Raw genomic sequence first — 18,207 nt, 5'->3', positions numbered from 1 at the left:
ATTTAATTATTGAAGATAAGTTGAGCTTGTTTCAATCACTTTTTTATCTATTTAATAATATTGTATATACTGGTATAGTCTAGTTTTCTGATGGTTCAATATTCAAACATAAACAGTATTTCTATTCTGATATCTTATAACGGTGCTAAAGTTCACAGTGGGTATATAAAGCTATTTTTATGCGGAATTGTACCTGTCAATATTCTGTTTCTTTTGCTTTATCGTCTTAAGTAATGGTTATCCTTGTTCAGTTACAGGGATTTAATCTATAGTAATTGCTTAAATTACTTGCCCAAAGCCTGAGCTACGTCAACCGCACAAGCCACAGTACAACCTACTATCAGATTGTTACCAATTCCTAAGAATCCCATCATTTCTACGTGAGCAGGAACCGATGAAGAACCAGCGAACTGAGCGTCTGAGTGCATACGGCCCATAGTGTCCGTCATGCCGTAAGAAGCAGCGACTCAGTATCTCTGCAAGGTTTAGCAATTAGCTATTAATCAATGCTATAATAGTCAAAGATAAACTCCTTGTTAATAAGTAAAAGAACGAATTATCAAAAAGGGCTGTATTATGGGCTAATTCCCTTTAGACGAGAGTAATCTTTATAGGATTGAGGCCTTAATCTGATTTGCGTATCAATGAAGTATAAGTCATTGTCTATTCCGTAAAGCACATTGTTAGGGACAGCATCAAACACTTCGTATTCTTCGTTATGGAATTCGTCTATGTAATCCATTTCAAAGCCAAGAGCTGTCATATATTCTACGATTTCATCTTCTGTAGCTTCACGCTCTGCTTGTATGTGAGGTTGGATTAGAACAGCACAAAACTCTTGCTGGCTATTATAGGCAAAGCCTATCATCTGATAGGGTACATTACTAAAGAACTTGTTATGTGCAGAGATGCGAATAAAGAAATTTCCTAAATCATCGCCTGCATATTCAAAGTTATTCAGCTTATATATGGTTGCTGCACCATCGTAAAAGACTTCATTCTCACCTCCTTTATCTAAATAGATGGTAGGGATGTGATTGAAGTCTATCCATAAATCATTTGAATTGGCGAATGAAATTAGTTCTTCGATTTGCCCTCTCTTATAGCTCTCTGTTGGTTCAAGCGTTCCTGCTGCTTCTTTGCTTCTTCTAACGATGCAGGCTGCTTGCTCCAAGATGCTATTGATTGGCGAGTACGCTCTATCCATTGCTTGTGAAATTCATTAATGTATTCCATAATTTGTTATGATTATGAGTTTATGCAAATGTAATCAATTTATGGTTATTGAACAACTTTACAAGTGATATGTTGAACGGGATTGCATCATTTCTACGTGAGCAGGAACCGATGAAGAACCAGCGAATTGAGCGTCTGAGTGCATACGGCCCATCGTATCTGTCATACTATGATAAATAATAGTATATTGCATCCCTGTAACCACTTACTAATCTATCATAGATCGTTATGTTATTGAATGGTCGTGAATAAGTCGCAAATAACTGACCACTAACCTTTGTTATTCAGTTGATTATTTTCTCTTATGGCTCTCTGATAGTCTAAGCGCTTCTACTGTTCGAGTACTAGAGTACTCCTGTGTTGACCATCTAAGATTACAAAGTAACCTTCTGCTTCTGTTAGAACTCTTGATTTACACCTGTGTAACTATTGCTATTTCCATATTTCCAGTATGTTAATCATCTCTCGATTGTATTTAATGAAACAGTTGTGAAACATTAAATTATCAAGTACAAAGGTAATTATTCTTGTAATACATCCCAACCCTGAACAAGCATCCCCGTCAACTTCGTAGAAGGAAATTTATCATAATTAGCTTTTCTCGTATTTATACTTGTTTTTAAATTTATATGTTCGCACATACTTTATATTGTGTAAATATATAGATTTTGTTTTTATATCAAAAAATTAGATTATTTTTTGATAAATCTTATATTTGCTGAAAATAAACCAATCCGGATAGATATGAAAATAGACCATAACAGCAATAAACCTCTTCATATTCAATCCAAATATTCCATTGACCGGGGAGGAAGATTATACACGCCAATTATACGATATGCTGGAAACTCAATATATATAGTGGCAAAGACCAGCAAGGAGGAGATTTCAGCGAGACTTGCAGGGGAATTTATTGCAGAAAAACTAGAGATCCAATCCAGTGATCCTATATTAATAAGGAAAAGATTTGTTTATGATGTGAACGGAGTACCTATTGAATATAACATCGGATATTACCGGGCGGATAGCTTTACTTACACAATAGAAGTGGAAAGGTAGAAAATATATTCATACATATTATTTATTATTGTTCAATACAAATGTACTTTTGTACAAAACTGGGTTCTAACTTACTTGTTATCAAAATCATTATTCTTTTGTAGCAGTAGTTTGTTACATTTGAAAGATATGCCGAAACAAGGAATATTCTTTTGTTCAAATAAAAAGAGTTATTTAAAGGAGTATACAATATTGTAATATTACTGAATAAAAAAGGTGTATTAAACGAGTTTCTTGTTTGTACATTTACAAAATGAAATGTAACCCCGGCTATATAGAATACACCGGTGTTGTAATGTAATTGTTTTTTTACTGTTTTTATGTCATGAGAATAACTAAAATATTTGCAGTACTAATTACTCTGTTTGCGACGGGAACGGTTGTACAGGGTAAAGAGAATATTTTCAAGCTTGAGAACCGCTTTCTTTCCAGACAGCTAAGTATTGAAGATGGTAAATTGAGAACTTTATTTATTGAAAACAAACTTGTTGGAGTAAAACTATCTCCTCTTTCGTGTAATGAATTTGCGTTACGCTTGTCTGATGGTACCGATAAAATCGGTACAGATCGTTTGGTCAATACTGAAGATTTTCGAGTAGAAAAGGTACAAAATTCATCTAATGATAAAGAAAAAAAACAGAGTTATCAGTTCGTATTATATAATAGTAAAGAAGATATGAAAATAATCTTGTATTACGAATTGAAAGAGGAGGAACCTTACTGTCGTAAGTTTATTCAAATTATACCAAACAAGGAGGTGACCATTGAGCAAGTTGATGTGGAATCTATAGCTTTGGAAGATGCTTTTCAGAATTATACAATAAAAAGTATTACTGCACAAGCCCCTTCGCAGTGGAAACCGGGGCTGGGACAACCGATTTACACATTGCAGACCGGTACATTTTGGGGGATGGAGTTTCCGGCGGCTTATAACACCGTAAGCAATAATCTTATATCTTGTAGCTATTTGATTGGAAAAACACTTCAAAAAGGAGAAATTTATACTTCATATAAAAGCGTGGTAGGTATGGCTGATGATGTCAAATATATAGACGATGCTTTCTATACTTATATTAAACGAATTAGGAAACGTCCTCTTCGCTTGCAGATTCAATATAACAGTTGGTTTGATTATGGAAATCGTGTAACAGAGAAACAGTTTATTTCAAGTATTGAGAAAATACAGAAAGAATTGGTGGTTGACCGTAAATGTCCTTCTCTTAGTGCGTATGTGATAGATGATGGATGGCAGGATATTAGTGCTACTGCTGACTGGTCAGATACCGTTTGGACAATAAATAAGACGAAATTTTCTCCTTATTTTTCCGAAAGTGTCAGTGCTGTACACAAAGCTAATTCTCGATTGGGTATTTGGTTAAGTCCGGCTTCCATATTAGGAGGACTTTCTATGGTTCCCAGAATGAAAGAATATGGATTTGAGTCACTTTCTTATGGCATGTCCATGACTGGAAAAACGTATATGGATAAGTTAGAACAGCGTGTGTGTCAATTGGCGGCAAAAGGAATTTCTTATTTCAAATTCGATGGACTTTTCGGACATCTCAACATCCGTGATTTTGAACTCAATGGTAGGGGGACTCCTGCTGTTCCTCAGCTTAACACGGAGGAATTTGCTTCTAACGATCGTAGGTTGAATACTTCCCGTTATGATGAAGTGAAATTATATTATATGACTGCTGCTACGGAAAGATTGATACACATGTTTGATCGTTTGTCTGAAATTAATCCTGAGATATTTATTGCCATTACGAATGGTGCTTATCTTAGTTCGTGGTGGCTGCAATATATTGATGTTGTGTGGCTTATTAATGCAGACGATGCGGCAGGAGGCAGTAACCGTACGGATGAATTAGTGTATAGAGACAATATTTACTATCAAATATGGACAGAAGAGAATACGAAGTTTCCTATAAATGCCATATTCAACCACGAACCTAAGAAAACTAAATTCGATGAAACGGCAGATTCATTTAAAAAATACTTATATATGAATTTGAGTCGTGGTACGGGATTTATTGAATTATATATTAAAACGCATCAATTGTCGTCAAGTGATTGGGATGTATTGGCGGAAGGATTGAAATGGAGTCATAAGTTCTTTCCAACATTCCAACATGTAAAGATGCACGGAGGTTCTCCAAAATATAAAGAAATATACGGATATAGCGGATGGAGTGACGAAATGGGGTATATCTCAATACACAATCCATCGGACAAAGCACAGAAGTATACATTTACATTGGATCGTGTCCTTGGGCTGAATCCGGATAACTCGACAGCTTTTCGTGTCTCTTCACCTATAAGCCAACTTAAAGAAAAAAATATGAAAGAGTTATATTGTTATGGAGAAACTGTTTCTATTGAATTGAATCCCGGAGAGATCGTATTGATAGACTTTGAAAGTAGATAATTGATTATTAAATAAATAGATTTATGAAACGTATACAGATAAATGGATGTTTTCTTTTACTTTGTTTTTGTTTTTTGTCTGTTTCCACAGTTTTTTCTTTTACATCTTCTTTGGAAAATGTACCGGAGGGAAAACGGGATTTATATCGATTGAGGAAACAGTTTCCATTGGTTTGCAACGAAGTAACAGATTTGGATTGGAAGGACTCTGAACGTATGGTTGGACTGATTAAGGTTCGTGCGACGGAAGTATTGGATAAGAAAGAGGCTATCCTTTTTTCGAAGTATGTACATGCCTGGGCTTCTGCCGCTATCTTAAAACATCCCGAAGGAGCTCATTTTAATGAATATATGGATGCTATTTTGGAAAATGGTGTTATTACCCGTATTCCCAAATTGGTATATAGCGACTATGGAATGGTGAGACAAATTCCTTTTCATTTGTTGGCAGCTTTGCCGGCTTGCAGTGACGAACAGAAAAGTCGGTTGATTGAAGTAATTAAACAAGTAGTGGAATTTGATCGTCTGCATCAAGGTGAGGCTATAATTAGGCAGAATGTGAATACGGATTATATGTATAATATGTTGCCACATTTGTTTTTTTGTGCATTGTATCAGCCTGATGAAAATCTGGCTGTCAGAGACATGAAGGCTTTCTCGGATTATTTGTCGGCCTGTACGCAATACACATGCGGTGATCGGGATGGGCTCAAAGTTGATGGGACTGGTTTTCATCATAGAACACATTATAATGGTTATATGTATGCTTATAAAACTTGGGTGGAATACATGTACCGATTAAGAGGAACGTCTTTTAAGATTCAGGTTGATGCTTATCGGAGGATGAAAAAGGCTGTAGTCAGTGAGTATTTGATGGCTACTTTACCAACGTCCGGTGATGCACATTACTTTGCTAATAGTATGGCAGGTCGTCATCCGTTTGCGGGCTTGAAAGTTGATTTTGGTGCTGAACTGTTCCGTAATTTGATAGAGATCGGAGGAGATTTGGAAGGAAAAGAGATAGATGAAGATTTGGCAGCTTATTACAATGCTTTTTTTGAAACGAATTATTATAAAGGAATTCGTCCTCATAAATTGGATGGATTTTATCAATTTAATTACAGCCCGGCAGCTGTTTATCGTTATGATAACTGGGTCGCTACTATGAGGTGTCCGACGACCCGCTTTTGGGGGGGTGAATTGTATAGTGGTACGAATCGTTTTGGTCGTTATCAAAGTCATGGTACCTTGGAAATTATGTACGACGGATCTTTGAAAAAGTCGGGATATCCGGATGGATGGGAACGGTTCAGTGGAGAACGAGGTGGTTGGGACTGGAACGTTATTCCTGGGGCGACAACGGTACATTATACCAATTGGAATGAGATGCTTCCCAATAAGGACAATACATCCCGTTTTGACCAGTGGGCTAAAACGACCAATTTTTCCGGTGCTTTGTCGTGGGGAGACTGCGGTATATTTGCCGCTTCATTCGACCAGGGTGATTATTGGGGAGGAAGACGGTTTGAGCCTACCAATTTGTCGTTCTGTAAATCGGTTTTTGCTTTTGATGGTATATTGGTAAGTATGGGGAGTGGGATCGGTTCATACGGAAATTATTCTGATGACTGGATTACTGCTACAAATCTGTTTCAGGCAATAGACTATAAAGAAAATAAAACTCCCGTTGTAAATGGAAAAAAATTGAAGAAGGGAGAAAGCTTGATTTTGTATAATGATAAGAATAACTGGCTGATAACTCCTTGTAGCACAGGATATATCATTCCTTCCGGAAATGATCCTTTGCAGGTTTCTTATAAAGATCAGTATACACCTGGTCCGGAAGGTATTACGGATTCGTCTTTTGGTACTCTTTGTGCAACTAAAGCATATTTTAATCATGGTATAAAGCCGATACGTAAAAAGTATTGTTTTGCCGTTGTTCCTACAGCGACTCCAAAGAGAATGTCAACCTATGCCAGGCAATTGTTTTGTAAAGAAAATGGTGCTTTTGACGTAAGGCAACATCAGGATTCGCTGCATGTGTTAAAGCATATCGCTTCTAATACGTTGGCCTATGCGTTATTTGCTCCTGCAAAATTTTTGCAGGAAGGCATGCTGTGTTCGGTAGATTCTCCACTTTTACTGATGGAGAGGGCAGAACCAGAAAATGAGATTTTAAAGCTTGCCGTGTGTAGTCCGGATTTGAGGCCTGAAATGACGGAAGACGGTAAGAAGTGGCATTCTGTTCCCACGGTTTCTACTTTGATTTTGAGGGGGGGATGGAAGTTAACCGGATCGTTCCCGAAGGGTGTTTCATCTTGTTCAAAGGTAGGGAATAATACCGAATTAGTCTTAATATTGAAAGACGGATTACCGCTTTACATTACATTGAAGTCTGAAGAGTAAATTTTAGAATTCTTGTTAATATAAATGTATGTGTATTGCTTAATTTATTGTATATTATGAGAAAAATAAAATGGTTTGTGTTTTTATTAACTTATTTTTGTGTCTATACTGGACATATAAATGCACAGGCAGACAATTACAAGAAACATGAAAATGACGATGTTGAACAAGTATCAACACAGGAAATGGACTTTTATTTAGTGTTCAAGAGTCATTTTGACATAGGATACTCGGCTTTAGCACGTGATGTAATTAATGAGTACCGTACATTCATGATCGACAAGGCAATGGATGTAATAGACAGGAATACCCATAAAATGAAAGACGAGCAGTTTGTGTGGACAATTCCCGGATGGCCATTAAAACAAATGCTTTGGGATAAACAAACTCCTGAGCGTAGATTGCGTATTGAAAAAGCTTTGAAAAATGGTAATTTGGTAACACATGCACTACCTTATACAACCCATACTGAAACTTTAGAGGTTGAAGACTTGGTTCGTGGACTGGGATATTCATCAATGTTGGCAAGGCAGTATGGGTTGGCACTTCCAATAGACGCAAAAATGACTGATGTGCCGGGGCATACATGGATTTTACCAACTATTTTGCATCATGCAGGTATCAAATTCTTTCACATGGGAGCTAATCCAACAAATCAGGAAATAAATGTTCCGACACTTTTTTGGTGGGAAGGACCGGATGGTTCGCGAGTGCTGACTATGTTTTCAAAAGGATATGGAGGAGGAATGTTCCCACCGGAAGGTTGGAAACATAAATCTTGGTTAACATTTGTACATGCAGGGGATAATGCTGGTCCACCGACTGCTGAAAAAGTGGAACAAACTATCAAACATATCAAAGAAAAATATCCGAAGGCCAAAATCCATATTGGGAAAATGGCGGATTTTGCAGAAGCCATCTTTACAGAAAATCCAACTCTTCCAATAATTAGAGGAGATATATCTGATAGTTGGGTACATGGAGTTATGTCCAGTCCCAATGCAACTCGTATAGCCCGTCGTGTCCGCCCTCTCATTCCGGCATTAGAAACATTGCATACTCAAGTAAAAGAATGGGGAATTATGTCCTATGAAATAGATGAAGAGTTAGCTTATGTTTATGACCAAAGCTTGATGTTCGGAGAACATACATGGGGATTGGCAAATCAGCATTTCGTACCGGGTATGATTGGAAAAGAGTGGAATAAAATGTATTTATCCGGTTTAAGTCCCACTTATGCACATATGGAGGAATCGTGGAGGGAACATGCTAATTACATCAATCATGCAGAACAAGTTCTACGCCCTGAACTGGAACGGGAATTATATACTTTGGCTGACAATGTGGCACAAGACGGTCTTCGCTTCGTGGTTTATAATCCTCTACCATGGCGAAGAAGTGGTATGGTCAATTTTGCAATGCCAACTCAAGGATCCATTCGGGCGGAGTATATAAAAGAAGTTGGTACAAATAAAATATACGAATTGAAAGTGTATGGAAATACGTCAAACCGCTTGGGTACATTTTTTGCAGAAGATATTCCCGCCAATGGTTATAAAACCTATGTCCTGACAGATAGAACTACCGAAAAGACATACAGTACACTGAAAGGTAATGAACGGGATAACTATATTGAAAATAAGTGGTATAAGATTACTTTTGATGTTCGCGAAGGGTGTATTAAAAGTGTATGGGACAAAATTAATCGTAGGGAACTGATCGATACTGAATCAACTAATAAATTCGGCTCATATATATATGAACGATATGATCAGAAACAGTCTTTACAATATCTGAAAGAGTATATTTTTGATGGTTATAAAAAATCGCATTATTCGATTACCGGTAAAGGCTCGTATTTGGACAAACAGGCAAAAGCATGTCACAAATCTCCACGACAGATGGAATTCTATGTGGAAAACCACAAATCATTCATTAAAGGTATGTTAATTCCTTCTTTATCCCTTGGTGAAGGACAGCATACGGCCGGTCTGGTAGTTACGTTGTATGAAAATCTTCCGTATATTGATTTAAAACTAAATGTGGTGAATAAACCTGCAACAGAAGAAGCTGAAGCCGGATGGTTGTCTTTGCCTTTCAAAATGGATAATCCGGAATATCGTATCGGACGGGTCGGGTCTGTCATTGATCCTACAAAAGACTTGATTGAAGGTAGTCAATTTAATTACATTTGGTCGAATTCCGGGATTATGATAAAAGATACGGATTATTCAGTCGGCATTTGTCCGTTGGACGCACCGGCCTTTGTAATGGGGAATTTGAATTTCATGCACTTTTCTCCCAAATATGAGAATCCCCAATCTCATATTTACTTAAACCTGTTTAATAATCGTTGGAATACCAATTTCACTTCTTTTTGGAGTGGAAATCTGACTTCGGAGGTTCGTATTTGGGTAAATTATGAACAGGATAACGATGAATCCGGCTTAATTACTCCAGCGTGGGAGGCTCGCTTACCGCTACAAATAGGAATTGCTACTACTCCTGGTGGAAAGTTACCTACAAGTAGAGAAGGAATAAAGGTTTCTCAAAAAGGAGTGTTAGTAACTGCATATGGCAAGAATCCAGATGGTAACGGAAAATTACTCCGCCTTTGGGAAAATGCAGGTAACTCAGGAGGATGTGAAGTAACTTTGCCGACTTTTGTTGATGGAATAGCGCAACCTGTCAATTTGAGAGGGGTGCCTGAAGGAATGCCTATTCCAATAAAACAAGGTACGTTTAAAATAAAATTGAATAAGTTTGCTCCTCATAGTTATCTAATCTGGTAAAACAATAAACGTATATTGTTTACTTAAGTACCGATACACCAATATACCGGTATATTACTTACCATGCAGCATATTGGTGTATTGTGTCAAATTGTCAATCTAAATTTTGGGATAAATATTAACCAATTTTATTATTTAACTTTGATATTTTTTAGTAAAAACAGAAATATTAGCAAAGATACGGAAATGAAAAAGGGATTTTTGATTTTATCGTTTTTGGTAATTAGCTTGACAGGCTATGGACAAAAAGCAGAAAAGCAAAGTGCTATTGATAATTGCCGTCGTTACTATAATGAAGGCTTGAGAGTAAGTGATAAAGAAAAGAAAGAAGCAATGAAAAAACTTCGTGTTGGTTTTGCAACGCACCCTTACCGTTATCACCAATTGGGGAAGTCTCTTACTGCTGAACAGTGTTTGGATATGATTGATACGAATGGATTTTTTGGAGATTTAAAGAAAAAGGAACAGGAATATCAGCAGAAAAGTGAGACCCAAAGACCTTTAAGAGAGGTGCAGAATATTGCTGCCGATGTAGTAGGTACAGCTTTGAGCCGCCTTTGGATAATCGGTGATGCTTATCGTAGAGGAGAATTATCCGCTGAAGTGGCTGCCTCGGATAAGGTATGGAAATCAATCATTCATTATACCGCTTTGGAGGCAGGACGACCTAATGAAACCACCCGTTTTCTTGATTCTTGTTTTGGCACTCCTACTATGGCTGTCAATATTTATTTTTGTTATCTTAATGAAATGGACAAAGCGGAAGCAGGAAAAGCAGGACGCTTGGTGACTGAAGCTTGTGAAATGTTAAAAACTGTAGGCCTGCAAGCTTGGACACAGCCTTATAGAAAAGATGAGACGGATAAGAATGTAGTGTCAGCAGAGCGCTTTCGTAACCATGTATGGTGGGTTGGAGGTAATGGCCTGGGATACCGTGCACTCTTGCCGGTAGCAGCTATGTTTAGTTCTATACCGATGGTTGACGTAGTGGCCGAGGTTTGTTTAGGTGCTATCAGCGTTACTTCACAGAACACTTATTATGAAGCATTTTGGAGAGAAGGGTTTACTGCTGACGGTGCAGGATGGGGACATGGTAATCAGTGCCTTATTTGGGGATATCCTATTGACGGGACAGGCTCTGCATTGAATATTTTGAATACCTTGAAAGGAACGCCATGGGAGAAGAAGTTAAAACCGGAGAATACGGCTGCACTAATGAACTTTTTCCGGGGAGGTAACTGGTACTATTATAAAGGATATCGTTTGCCATGCTTAGATCGATATTCAGCGGTTTATGATCCGAAAAGGAGGGCTATACCTTATGCTGGACTGCTGAATAATGTCGTGATGAATTGGAAAGACTCGTTTTCTCCTGAAGAACAACAGGAATTGTTACAGTTGAAACAGGAGGTGGACCGGAATGATATCAGGATGGGAAATTATTGTTCCGGTATGTATCAAGGTACAAGATGGTTCTTTAATAATGACGATTTGATAAAAAAAACACCGGATTACCATATCATGGTAAATATGGCTTCTATTCGTTGTGACGGTTTGGAGAGTGCTCCTTCTTTTGCTGATTGTTATAACTTCTATACAACAGACGGACTGACGTTATTCCAACGTTCCGGTGATGAGTATTTTAGAATTATGGGTGGTTGGGATGTGACAGGATATCCCGGAGTGACGGCCCGTGAAGGAATGGAAAAGCTGAATCCGGCTGAGAATTGGCGTGGATATTGCAGTAAACATAATTTTGCCGCCGGAGCTACAGATGGTGGAGATTACGCAGTGGGGGGATATATTTTCGAGAAAATGAATGCTTCAGACAAGGATGGAGTGAATGACCGTGGAAGTAGAGAAATCAAAAATTCTATTTTGTATGATTTCAAGGCCTATAAGGGGTATTTTATGTTTGGAGACTATTTTTTGGCCCTTGGAGCGGGAGTGACCAATGATAAACCGGAACTGGAGGGGAATATACGGACTACCATTGATCAGACCAGTCATCTGTCGGCAGTTTATCTTCTTGAGAATGGAATAAAGAAGAAGCTTGGTAAGGGGAGTAACTCTCTGAATGGAAATACGTGGATAATACAGGAAGGGCAGTTTGCTTACCGTATTTTACCGGAGTTTACGCAGAAAGCGTTTGTCACTTGTGAAAGTATAAAAGCCAGATGGGAACAGATGAATAATAATAATGAGAAAAAGAAAGGGCTTCCGAAGCGGATAGATATATTGCATGCGTGGGTAGATCACGGACAGACTCCGGTGAATGATACTTATGGATATGTTGTTTATGCCGGTAAAGGACAGCCGGAAGACAAACTCCCTTTCCGTGTATTACGGAACGATACATTGGTACAAGCGGCATGTTCTGTTGATGGGAAGATTATTGAAAGTATATTTTATCCGGGACACCGGGGACTGGAAGCTGATAATGTGTCTTTGACCGTTTCTGCGCCTTGTGCGGTATTGATAAAGGAAGAATCGGATAACTTTATTATAACAGTGACCGATGCTTGTATGAATACTGACTTGAATGAAATTGCGTTGTATTTTAATGGGCGCATTATTAATATTTCTGTTCCTCAGGGTGAACTCGGAGGGAAACCTTCAACGGTAATATGTAGTAAATAGAGTAGAAATATTGTTGTCAGGATTAAATGTTCGGCAGTGAACTTATTGTATAAAATAATATGTAGCAGATTATGAAAATAATCAATAAATATATTCAAGTGCTTATCTTTTTCTTGTGGGGGATGTCATTTATGGCTTCGGCACAGATTCTCAAACATGAGAGACTGTTTTCTTTTGAAGAACATACTGTGTCTGATTGTATTGAAAGCCGACAATCCACTTTCTCTATTTCTACTAAGCACAATAAAGACGGAAAGCAATCATTACGTTGGGAGTTTAAACCCAATGGAAGTTTATCTTTCAAAAAAAATCTCTGTTTTGAGAAAAAAGATCCCAAGGGAGAGGATTTATATTTATCTACTTTTATTGTATGGGTGTATAATGAACATGCGGTGGATAAGACTGTCCGGTTTGAGTTTTTGAAAGATGGGAAGGTCTGCACTTCTTTCCCTTTTTATATTAATTTCACCGGATGGAGAGCTGCGTGGGTAGCTTATGAGCGCGATATGCAAGGTACACCGGAAGAAGGTATGAATGAAATCCGTATAACGGCCCCTGATATGAAGGGTGAACTATATATCGACCATTTGATTACTGCAGCAAAAGTCGATCCTCGCCATCAGACACCGGATGTACAGGTTCCTTTTGTCAACAAGAAAACCATGAATCATTGGATGGTTCTGTATAATAAATCAAAATTACGGCCGGATATTGTACTCCGTCCCGTTACGGCAACGGATAAACAAGATTTTAAAGAGATTGAAAGCCGTTTTCGAAAGAAGATATATGAACCTCAGGATTTATCGGAACAAGAGATAATGGCTATCCGAAAAAAATATCAGGAATATGGAATTGAATATGTGGACGGATGTATTCATGGAGTACCTTTGTTTTTTAATGCTATTCAGGCTTTCGAGAGATTGTTTAATTTAACAGGAAAAGATGCTTCTCAAAAAGCAAGTGAATTGGGTGTTGCGATAAAAGATTATTTTAATTGGATGAAACGGGTTGCGGTTGCTTATAATAATGCTCCTGACAGTTTGATTAAAACTGAGATGAAAGATAAATTTCTGGCAATGTATGATCATGCTATAGATCAAGGGATAAACTATGGCAGTTGTTGGGGGAATATTCATCATTACGGGTATTCGATGCGGAATTTATATACTGCATGTTTCCTGATGAAGGAGGTGCTGCATGAGAACCAACGTCTGGACGAGGCTATGAAAATGCTTCAATGGTATGCCATTACGAATGATGTATTTCCTAAACCGGTTGGCAATGGTATCAATATTGACGTGCTCAATACACAGATTACCGGTCGTTTGGCAAGTATATTGATTATGAATGATACTCCCGAAAAGGTTCAATATCTGAAGTCATTTTCACGTTGGATGGATTATGCTTGTCGGCCATCAAATGGATTATCCGGTGGTTTTAAGGTGGATGGGAGCGCTTTCCATCACTGCAATAATTATCCGGCTTATGCCACAGGCGGATTAACCGGAGCTATCGATATGATTTATCTGTTAAGTCGTACTGGATTCGCCATTTCCGAACTGGCCCATCAGACTGTTAAAGAAGTACTTCTTACCATGCGTTTCTACTGTAACAAACGTAGCTTCCCTCTTTCCATGTCCGGACGCCATCCGAACGGGAAAGGGGAATTGATTCCTGAACATTATGCTATTATGGCGCTTGCGGGTTCTCCCGACCGTAAACAGGAAATAGATGCCGATATGGCCGGAGCTTATTTACGTCTGATAGAAAAGCCCTACGAATGTAGTAAACAAGAAAAGCAGTTCACAAGCTTATTGTCTGCTAAAGGATTTACCCCGGAGCAAGATCCCGAAGGTAACAAAGCAATGGGGTATGCATGTGTATCAGTGCAACGTCGGAACAATTGGTCGGCTGTAGCCCGTGGGCACTCCCGTTATTTATGGGCAGCCGAACAATATCTGGGAGCAAATCTTTTCGGACGTTACTTAGGGCATGGTAGCCTGCAAATCATGACAGCTCCCCAAGGAGAAGAAGTATCCTCTACCAGTGGCGATTGGCAGGAAGAGGGCTTTGATTGGGGACGTATTCCCGGAACTACAGCGATTCATCTTCCTGTAGACCAATTGGAAGCCAATGTTCTCAACGTAGACGTATTCTCAGGATATGAAGAAATGCTGTACTCGGACGAGGCTTTTGCCGGTGGTCTGTCACAGGAAGGGATGAACGGGAATTTCGGCATGAAACTTCACGAACATGACAAGTACAACGGTTCCCATCGTGCCCGTAAATCTTACCATTTTTTCGACGGCATAATCGTGTGTCTCGGTTCGGATATCGAAAATACCAACAATGATTATCCGACGGAAACCACCATCTTCCAGCTTGCCGTAAAGAATGATACCGACCGTAATTTCTGGAAAGCCTATGAAGGAAATGAAAAGTATTGGATAGACCCTGTCGGGACAGGTTATTATACGCCCGTAGCCACCAAATTCGAGAAAAATTTCCCACAATATTCCCGTATGCAGAATACTGGTAAAGAAAACTCCGGTGACTGGGTTACATTGACAGTAGACCATGGTAAAGCCCCTAAGGGAGCATCCTATGAATATGCCGTTCTTCCTCAAACCGACCAGGCGGTAATGGAAGCATTTATTAAAAAACCATCTTATAAGGTATTGCAGAAAGACCGTAATGCCCATATCGTATGTGATCTGAAGAGTAATACTACTTCTTATATCTTGTTTGAAACTCCGGATGTACTTCCGAAAGGCCTTGTACAAAAGGTCGATACTTCCTGTCTCGTTATGTTGCGTGAAAATAAAAAAGAAGCAATACTTACCGTATGCCAACCGGACTTGGCACTATATCGCGGTCCTTCAGACGATATATACGACGAACAGGGAAAACGTATCGAACGCAGTATTTACTCCCGTCCTTGGATTAATAATGAAAGTGCTGAAATTTCTGTTACCATTACGTTGAAAGGGCAGTGGAAAGTAACTGAAACACCTTATTGCAAGCTTGTTTCTGCTGATAAGAAACAGACTGTATTACGTTTTAGTTGTCGGAATGCAGCCGGTTTTGATGTGGTATTGCGAAAATAGAATTAGAAATTAGTTTCAAGTAAAGTATGAAAGTAAGAATTTTAATAGTCGTTTTATTTTGTTTACTGCCGGTTTTGGCAATGGCTGGAGACCGGTCGGTTGATTTTCATCGAAAGATTTATAAACTATGGTATGATTCACCGGCCCCGAACAATGGGGCGGTTTTTCGTCCGAATGAAAGTGACCGTCCTATTGACCTTGATTGGGAGAACTCCTCTTTACCTATCGGAAATGGGTATATGGGAGCATCCATCTTTGGGCGTATGGATACTGAAAGAATACAGATAACTGATAAGACCTTGCATATAAAGGGGTTGTGGGGAGTAGAGACACAGACGGCTTTTGCTGATTTGTATCTGGACTTTTTTCATACCACATATTCCCGGTACGAACGGAGTTTGACACTCAATGACGGAATTTGCAGGGTAAGTTATGAACATGATGGAGTTACTTATGAGCGTGAATATTTTGCGAGCTATCCGGATAATGTGTTGGCTATTAGGTTGACTGCGGATCAACCGGGAAAACTGACTTTTAATGTCCGTGCCCAGATACCTTATTTGGTACCTTTTGGAGTGCTTCAGCGTACCGATTCTGTAACTATAGGTTATTTGAGCGGGCCGACACAAACCCGTTTTAGTAATAACGGGCGTAGTGGGAAGGTTTGTGCGGAAGGAAACGGAATAACTTTGCGTGGGGAAACAGAGTATTTACGTATGATTTATGAAGGAGGCATAAAGGTGATTCCCTATGGAGGAAAGCTGAGTTCATACAGTGATTCTGATGGTGGTAATGGAATGATTCGTATTGAACGCGCAGATTCGGCACTTGTTTTGTTTACGTTAGGAACGAATTACCAATTGGACCATGCTGTTTTTTCTAATCCTCCTGCGAAGAAACTGGTTAATGGTATAGATCCGCATGAACAGATTGTGAAAACATTAAGGAAAGCAGAGGAAAAAGGATATAAGGAATTGTTAGAAAATCATCTTTCAGATTATAAATCCTTTTTCGACCGGGTTTACCTTGATTTGGGTGAAGAGTTGCCGCAGATAACGACTGACCGGTTATTGGCTGATTACAAAAAGGGGAAACAGAGCAATTATCTGGAAGAGTTATTGTTTCAGTATGGGCGTTATTTATTAATCAGTACTTCTCGGAAAGGTACCCTTCCACCTACTTTGCAAGGGGTATGGAATCAGTATGAGCTGGCTCCCTGGAATGGTAATTATACTCATAATATCAATATACAGATGAATTACTGGCCTGTCTTTAATACCAATTTGGCCGAATTGTTTGAAAGCTATGTTGATTATTATAAGGCTTATCGGGAAACGGCTGAACAGGTGGCATCAACTTATATTAAAAAATATCATCCCGAAGCTTATTCGCCGGAAAAAGGAGGGAATGGTTGGATTGTCGGAGCCGGGGCAGGTGCTTTTTTTATCGGAGCACCGGGTGGACATTCAGGACCGGGAACTGGTGGTCTTACTTCCAAGTTGTTTTGGGATTATTATGCATTTACTTCCGATATCGATATTCTGAAAGAAGTTTCATATCCGGCCTTATCGGGTATGGCACGTTTTCTTAGTAAAACTGTCTGTGATACATTGGGGTATGTTTTGGCTTATCCTTCTTCTTCTCCCGAACAGTTTAGTAAAATTACCGGAAAGCCTTATCCTTCATTAGGTTGTGCATTTGATCAGCAGATGATTTATGAAAACTATGCAGATGTTTTGGCTTCAGCCAAAATATTGAAGGATAAAGATCCGCTTTTGAGTAAACTTAAAAAGCAAATTAAGTATTTGGATCCGGTACTTGTAGGCAAGTCCGGTCAGATAAAGGAATATCGTGAGGAGGAATATTATGATGATATTGTCCTGGAAAAGAATCATCGTCATATATCTAATCTAATCGGGTTATATCCTGGTACGATAATTAACAGTAATACTCCTGAGTGGTTGAAAGCTGCTAAGACAACATTGGATTTGCGGGGTGATAATTTTACGGGCTGGTCACTGGCCCATAAGTTGAATTTATGGGCGCGTCTCAAAGACGGGAATCATGCCCATCAAATATTGCAGGATTTGTTGAAAACGTCTGTATTGGATAATTTGTGGACCAACTGTATTGCAGTTTTGCGCTCTCCTTATCAAATTGAGGCGAATTTGGGTAGTACGGCTGGTATAGCGGAGATGTTGTTACAAAGCCATGATGGAACTATTTTCCCATTGCCGGCGTTACCGAAAGCTTGGAAATCAGGAAAATATAGCGGTTTGGTAGCCCGGGGGAATTTTGAGGTATCCGTCTCTTGGGAAGAAGAACAATTGAAAAGAATAAGTATTAATTCTCGGAAAGGAAATCCTTGTGTTATAAGTTATCCGGGATTTGAGAAAGTGACTGTGACTGATACTAAAGGAAATATTATAAAATATCGAATTGAAGGAGTAGATAAGATTTGTTTTAAAACCCGTAAAGATGAGTCTTATTTAATTGAGTTGAATAAAAAATAAAGTTTGTGTTATCATGAAGAA

7 protein-coding genes and 3 pseudogenes are annotated in these 18,207 nt (G+C 38.7%); 7 read left to right on the top strand and 3 right to left on the bottom strand.

The features are described from left to right. Window positions 1–284: 284 nt before the first annotated feature. The 3 genes and pseudogenes from HCG69_RS03560 to HCG69_RS03550 all read right to left on the bottom strand — a co-directional run. A pseudogene (locus HCG69_RS03560) lies at window positions 285–461 on the bottom strand (GGGtGRT protein); the annotation flags it as partial. 113 nt (window positions 462–574) lie between these two features. Next, complete coding sequence (locus tag HCG69_RS03555; RefSeq protein ID WP_221648875.1) at window positions 575–1,207, bottom strand: hypothetical protein; 633 nt, start codon at window positions 1,205–1,207, stop codon at window positions 575–577. 114 nt (window positions 1,208–1,321) lie between these two features. Further along, window positions 1,322–1,408: pseudogene (locus HCG69_RS03550) on the bottom strand (GGGtGRT protein); the annotation flags it as partial. 609 nt (window positions 1,409–2,017) lie between these two features. Between HCG69_RS03550 and HCG69_RS03545 the strand changes: the two are divergent. The 7 genes and pseudogenes from HCG69_RS03545 to HCG69_RS03515 form a co-directional block, all read left to right on the top strand. Then, window positions 2,018–2,295, top strand: a pseudogene (locus HCG69_RS03545) (UTRA domain-containing protein); the annotation flags it as partial. A gap of 325 nt (window positions 2,296–2,620) precedes the next feature. Then, window positions 2,621–4,726, top strand: a complete 2,106-nt coding sequence (locus HCG69_RS03540) for an alpha-galactosidase (protein WP_221648874.1) — start codon at window positions 2,621–2,623, stop codon at window positions 4,724–4,726. Between the two features lie 23 nt (window positions 4,727–4,749). Beyond that, the gene (locus HCG69_RS03535; RefSeq protein ID WP_221648873.1) at window positions 4,750–7,134 is read left to right on the top strand and encodes a chondroitinase family polysaccharide lyase; all 2,385 of its coding nucleotides are present in this window, start codon (window positions 4,750–4,752) and stop codon (window positions 7,132–7,134) included. A gap of 56 nt (window positions 7,135–7,190) precedes the next feature. Next, window positions 7,191–9,926 (top strand): glycoside hydrolase family 38 C-terminal domain-containing protein, encoded by a 2,736-nt coding sequence (locus tag HCG69_RS03530; protein ID WP_221648872.1) that lies wholly within the window; start codon window positions 7,191–7,193, stop codon window positions 9,924–9,926. A gap of 186 nt (window positions 9,927–10,112) precedes the next feature. Continuing rightward, on the top strand, window positions 10,113–12,566 hold the full coding sequence (locus HCG69_RS03525; protein WP_221648871.1) for a polysaccharide lyase family 8 super-sandwich domain-containing protein: 2,454 nt from the start codon (window positions 10,113–10,115) through the stop codon (window positions 12,564–12,566). Between the two features lie 71 nt (window positions 12,567–12,637). Next, complete coding sequence (locus HCG69_RS03520; protein WP_221648870.1) at window positions 12,638–15,673, top strand: chondroitinase family polysaccharide lyase; 3,036 nt, start codon at window positions 12,638–12,640, stop codon at window positions 15,671–15,673. Between the two features lie 26 nt (window positions 15,674–15,699). Further along, a complete protein-coding gene (locus HCG69_RS03515; protein WP_221648869.1) occupies window positions 15,700–18,186 on the top strand; it encodes a glycoside hydrolase N-terminal domain-containing protein in 2,487 nt (828 codons plus the stop codon). Window positions 18,187–18,207: the final 21 nt, after the last annotated feature.

This window comes from Bacteroides sp. K03, assembly GCF_019734355.1.
In the GTDB taxonomy this organism is placed as follows: Bacteria; Bacteroidota; Bacteroidia; order Bacteroidales; family Bacteroidaceae; genus Bacteroides; species Bacteroides nordii.
The sequence above is the reverse complement of the archived record's forward strand: the minus strand, read 5'-3'. Positions and strand labels throughout refer to the sequence as shown.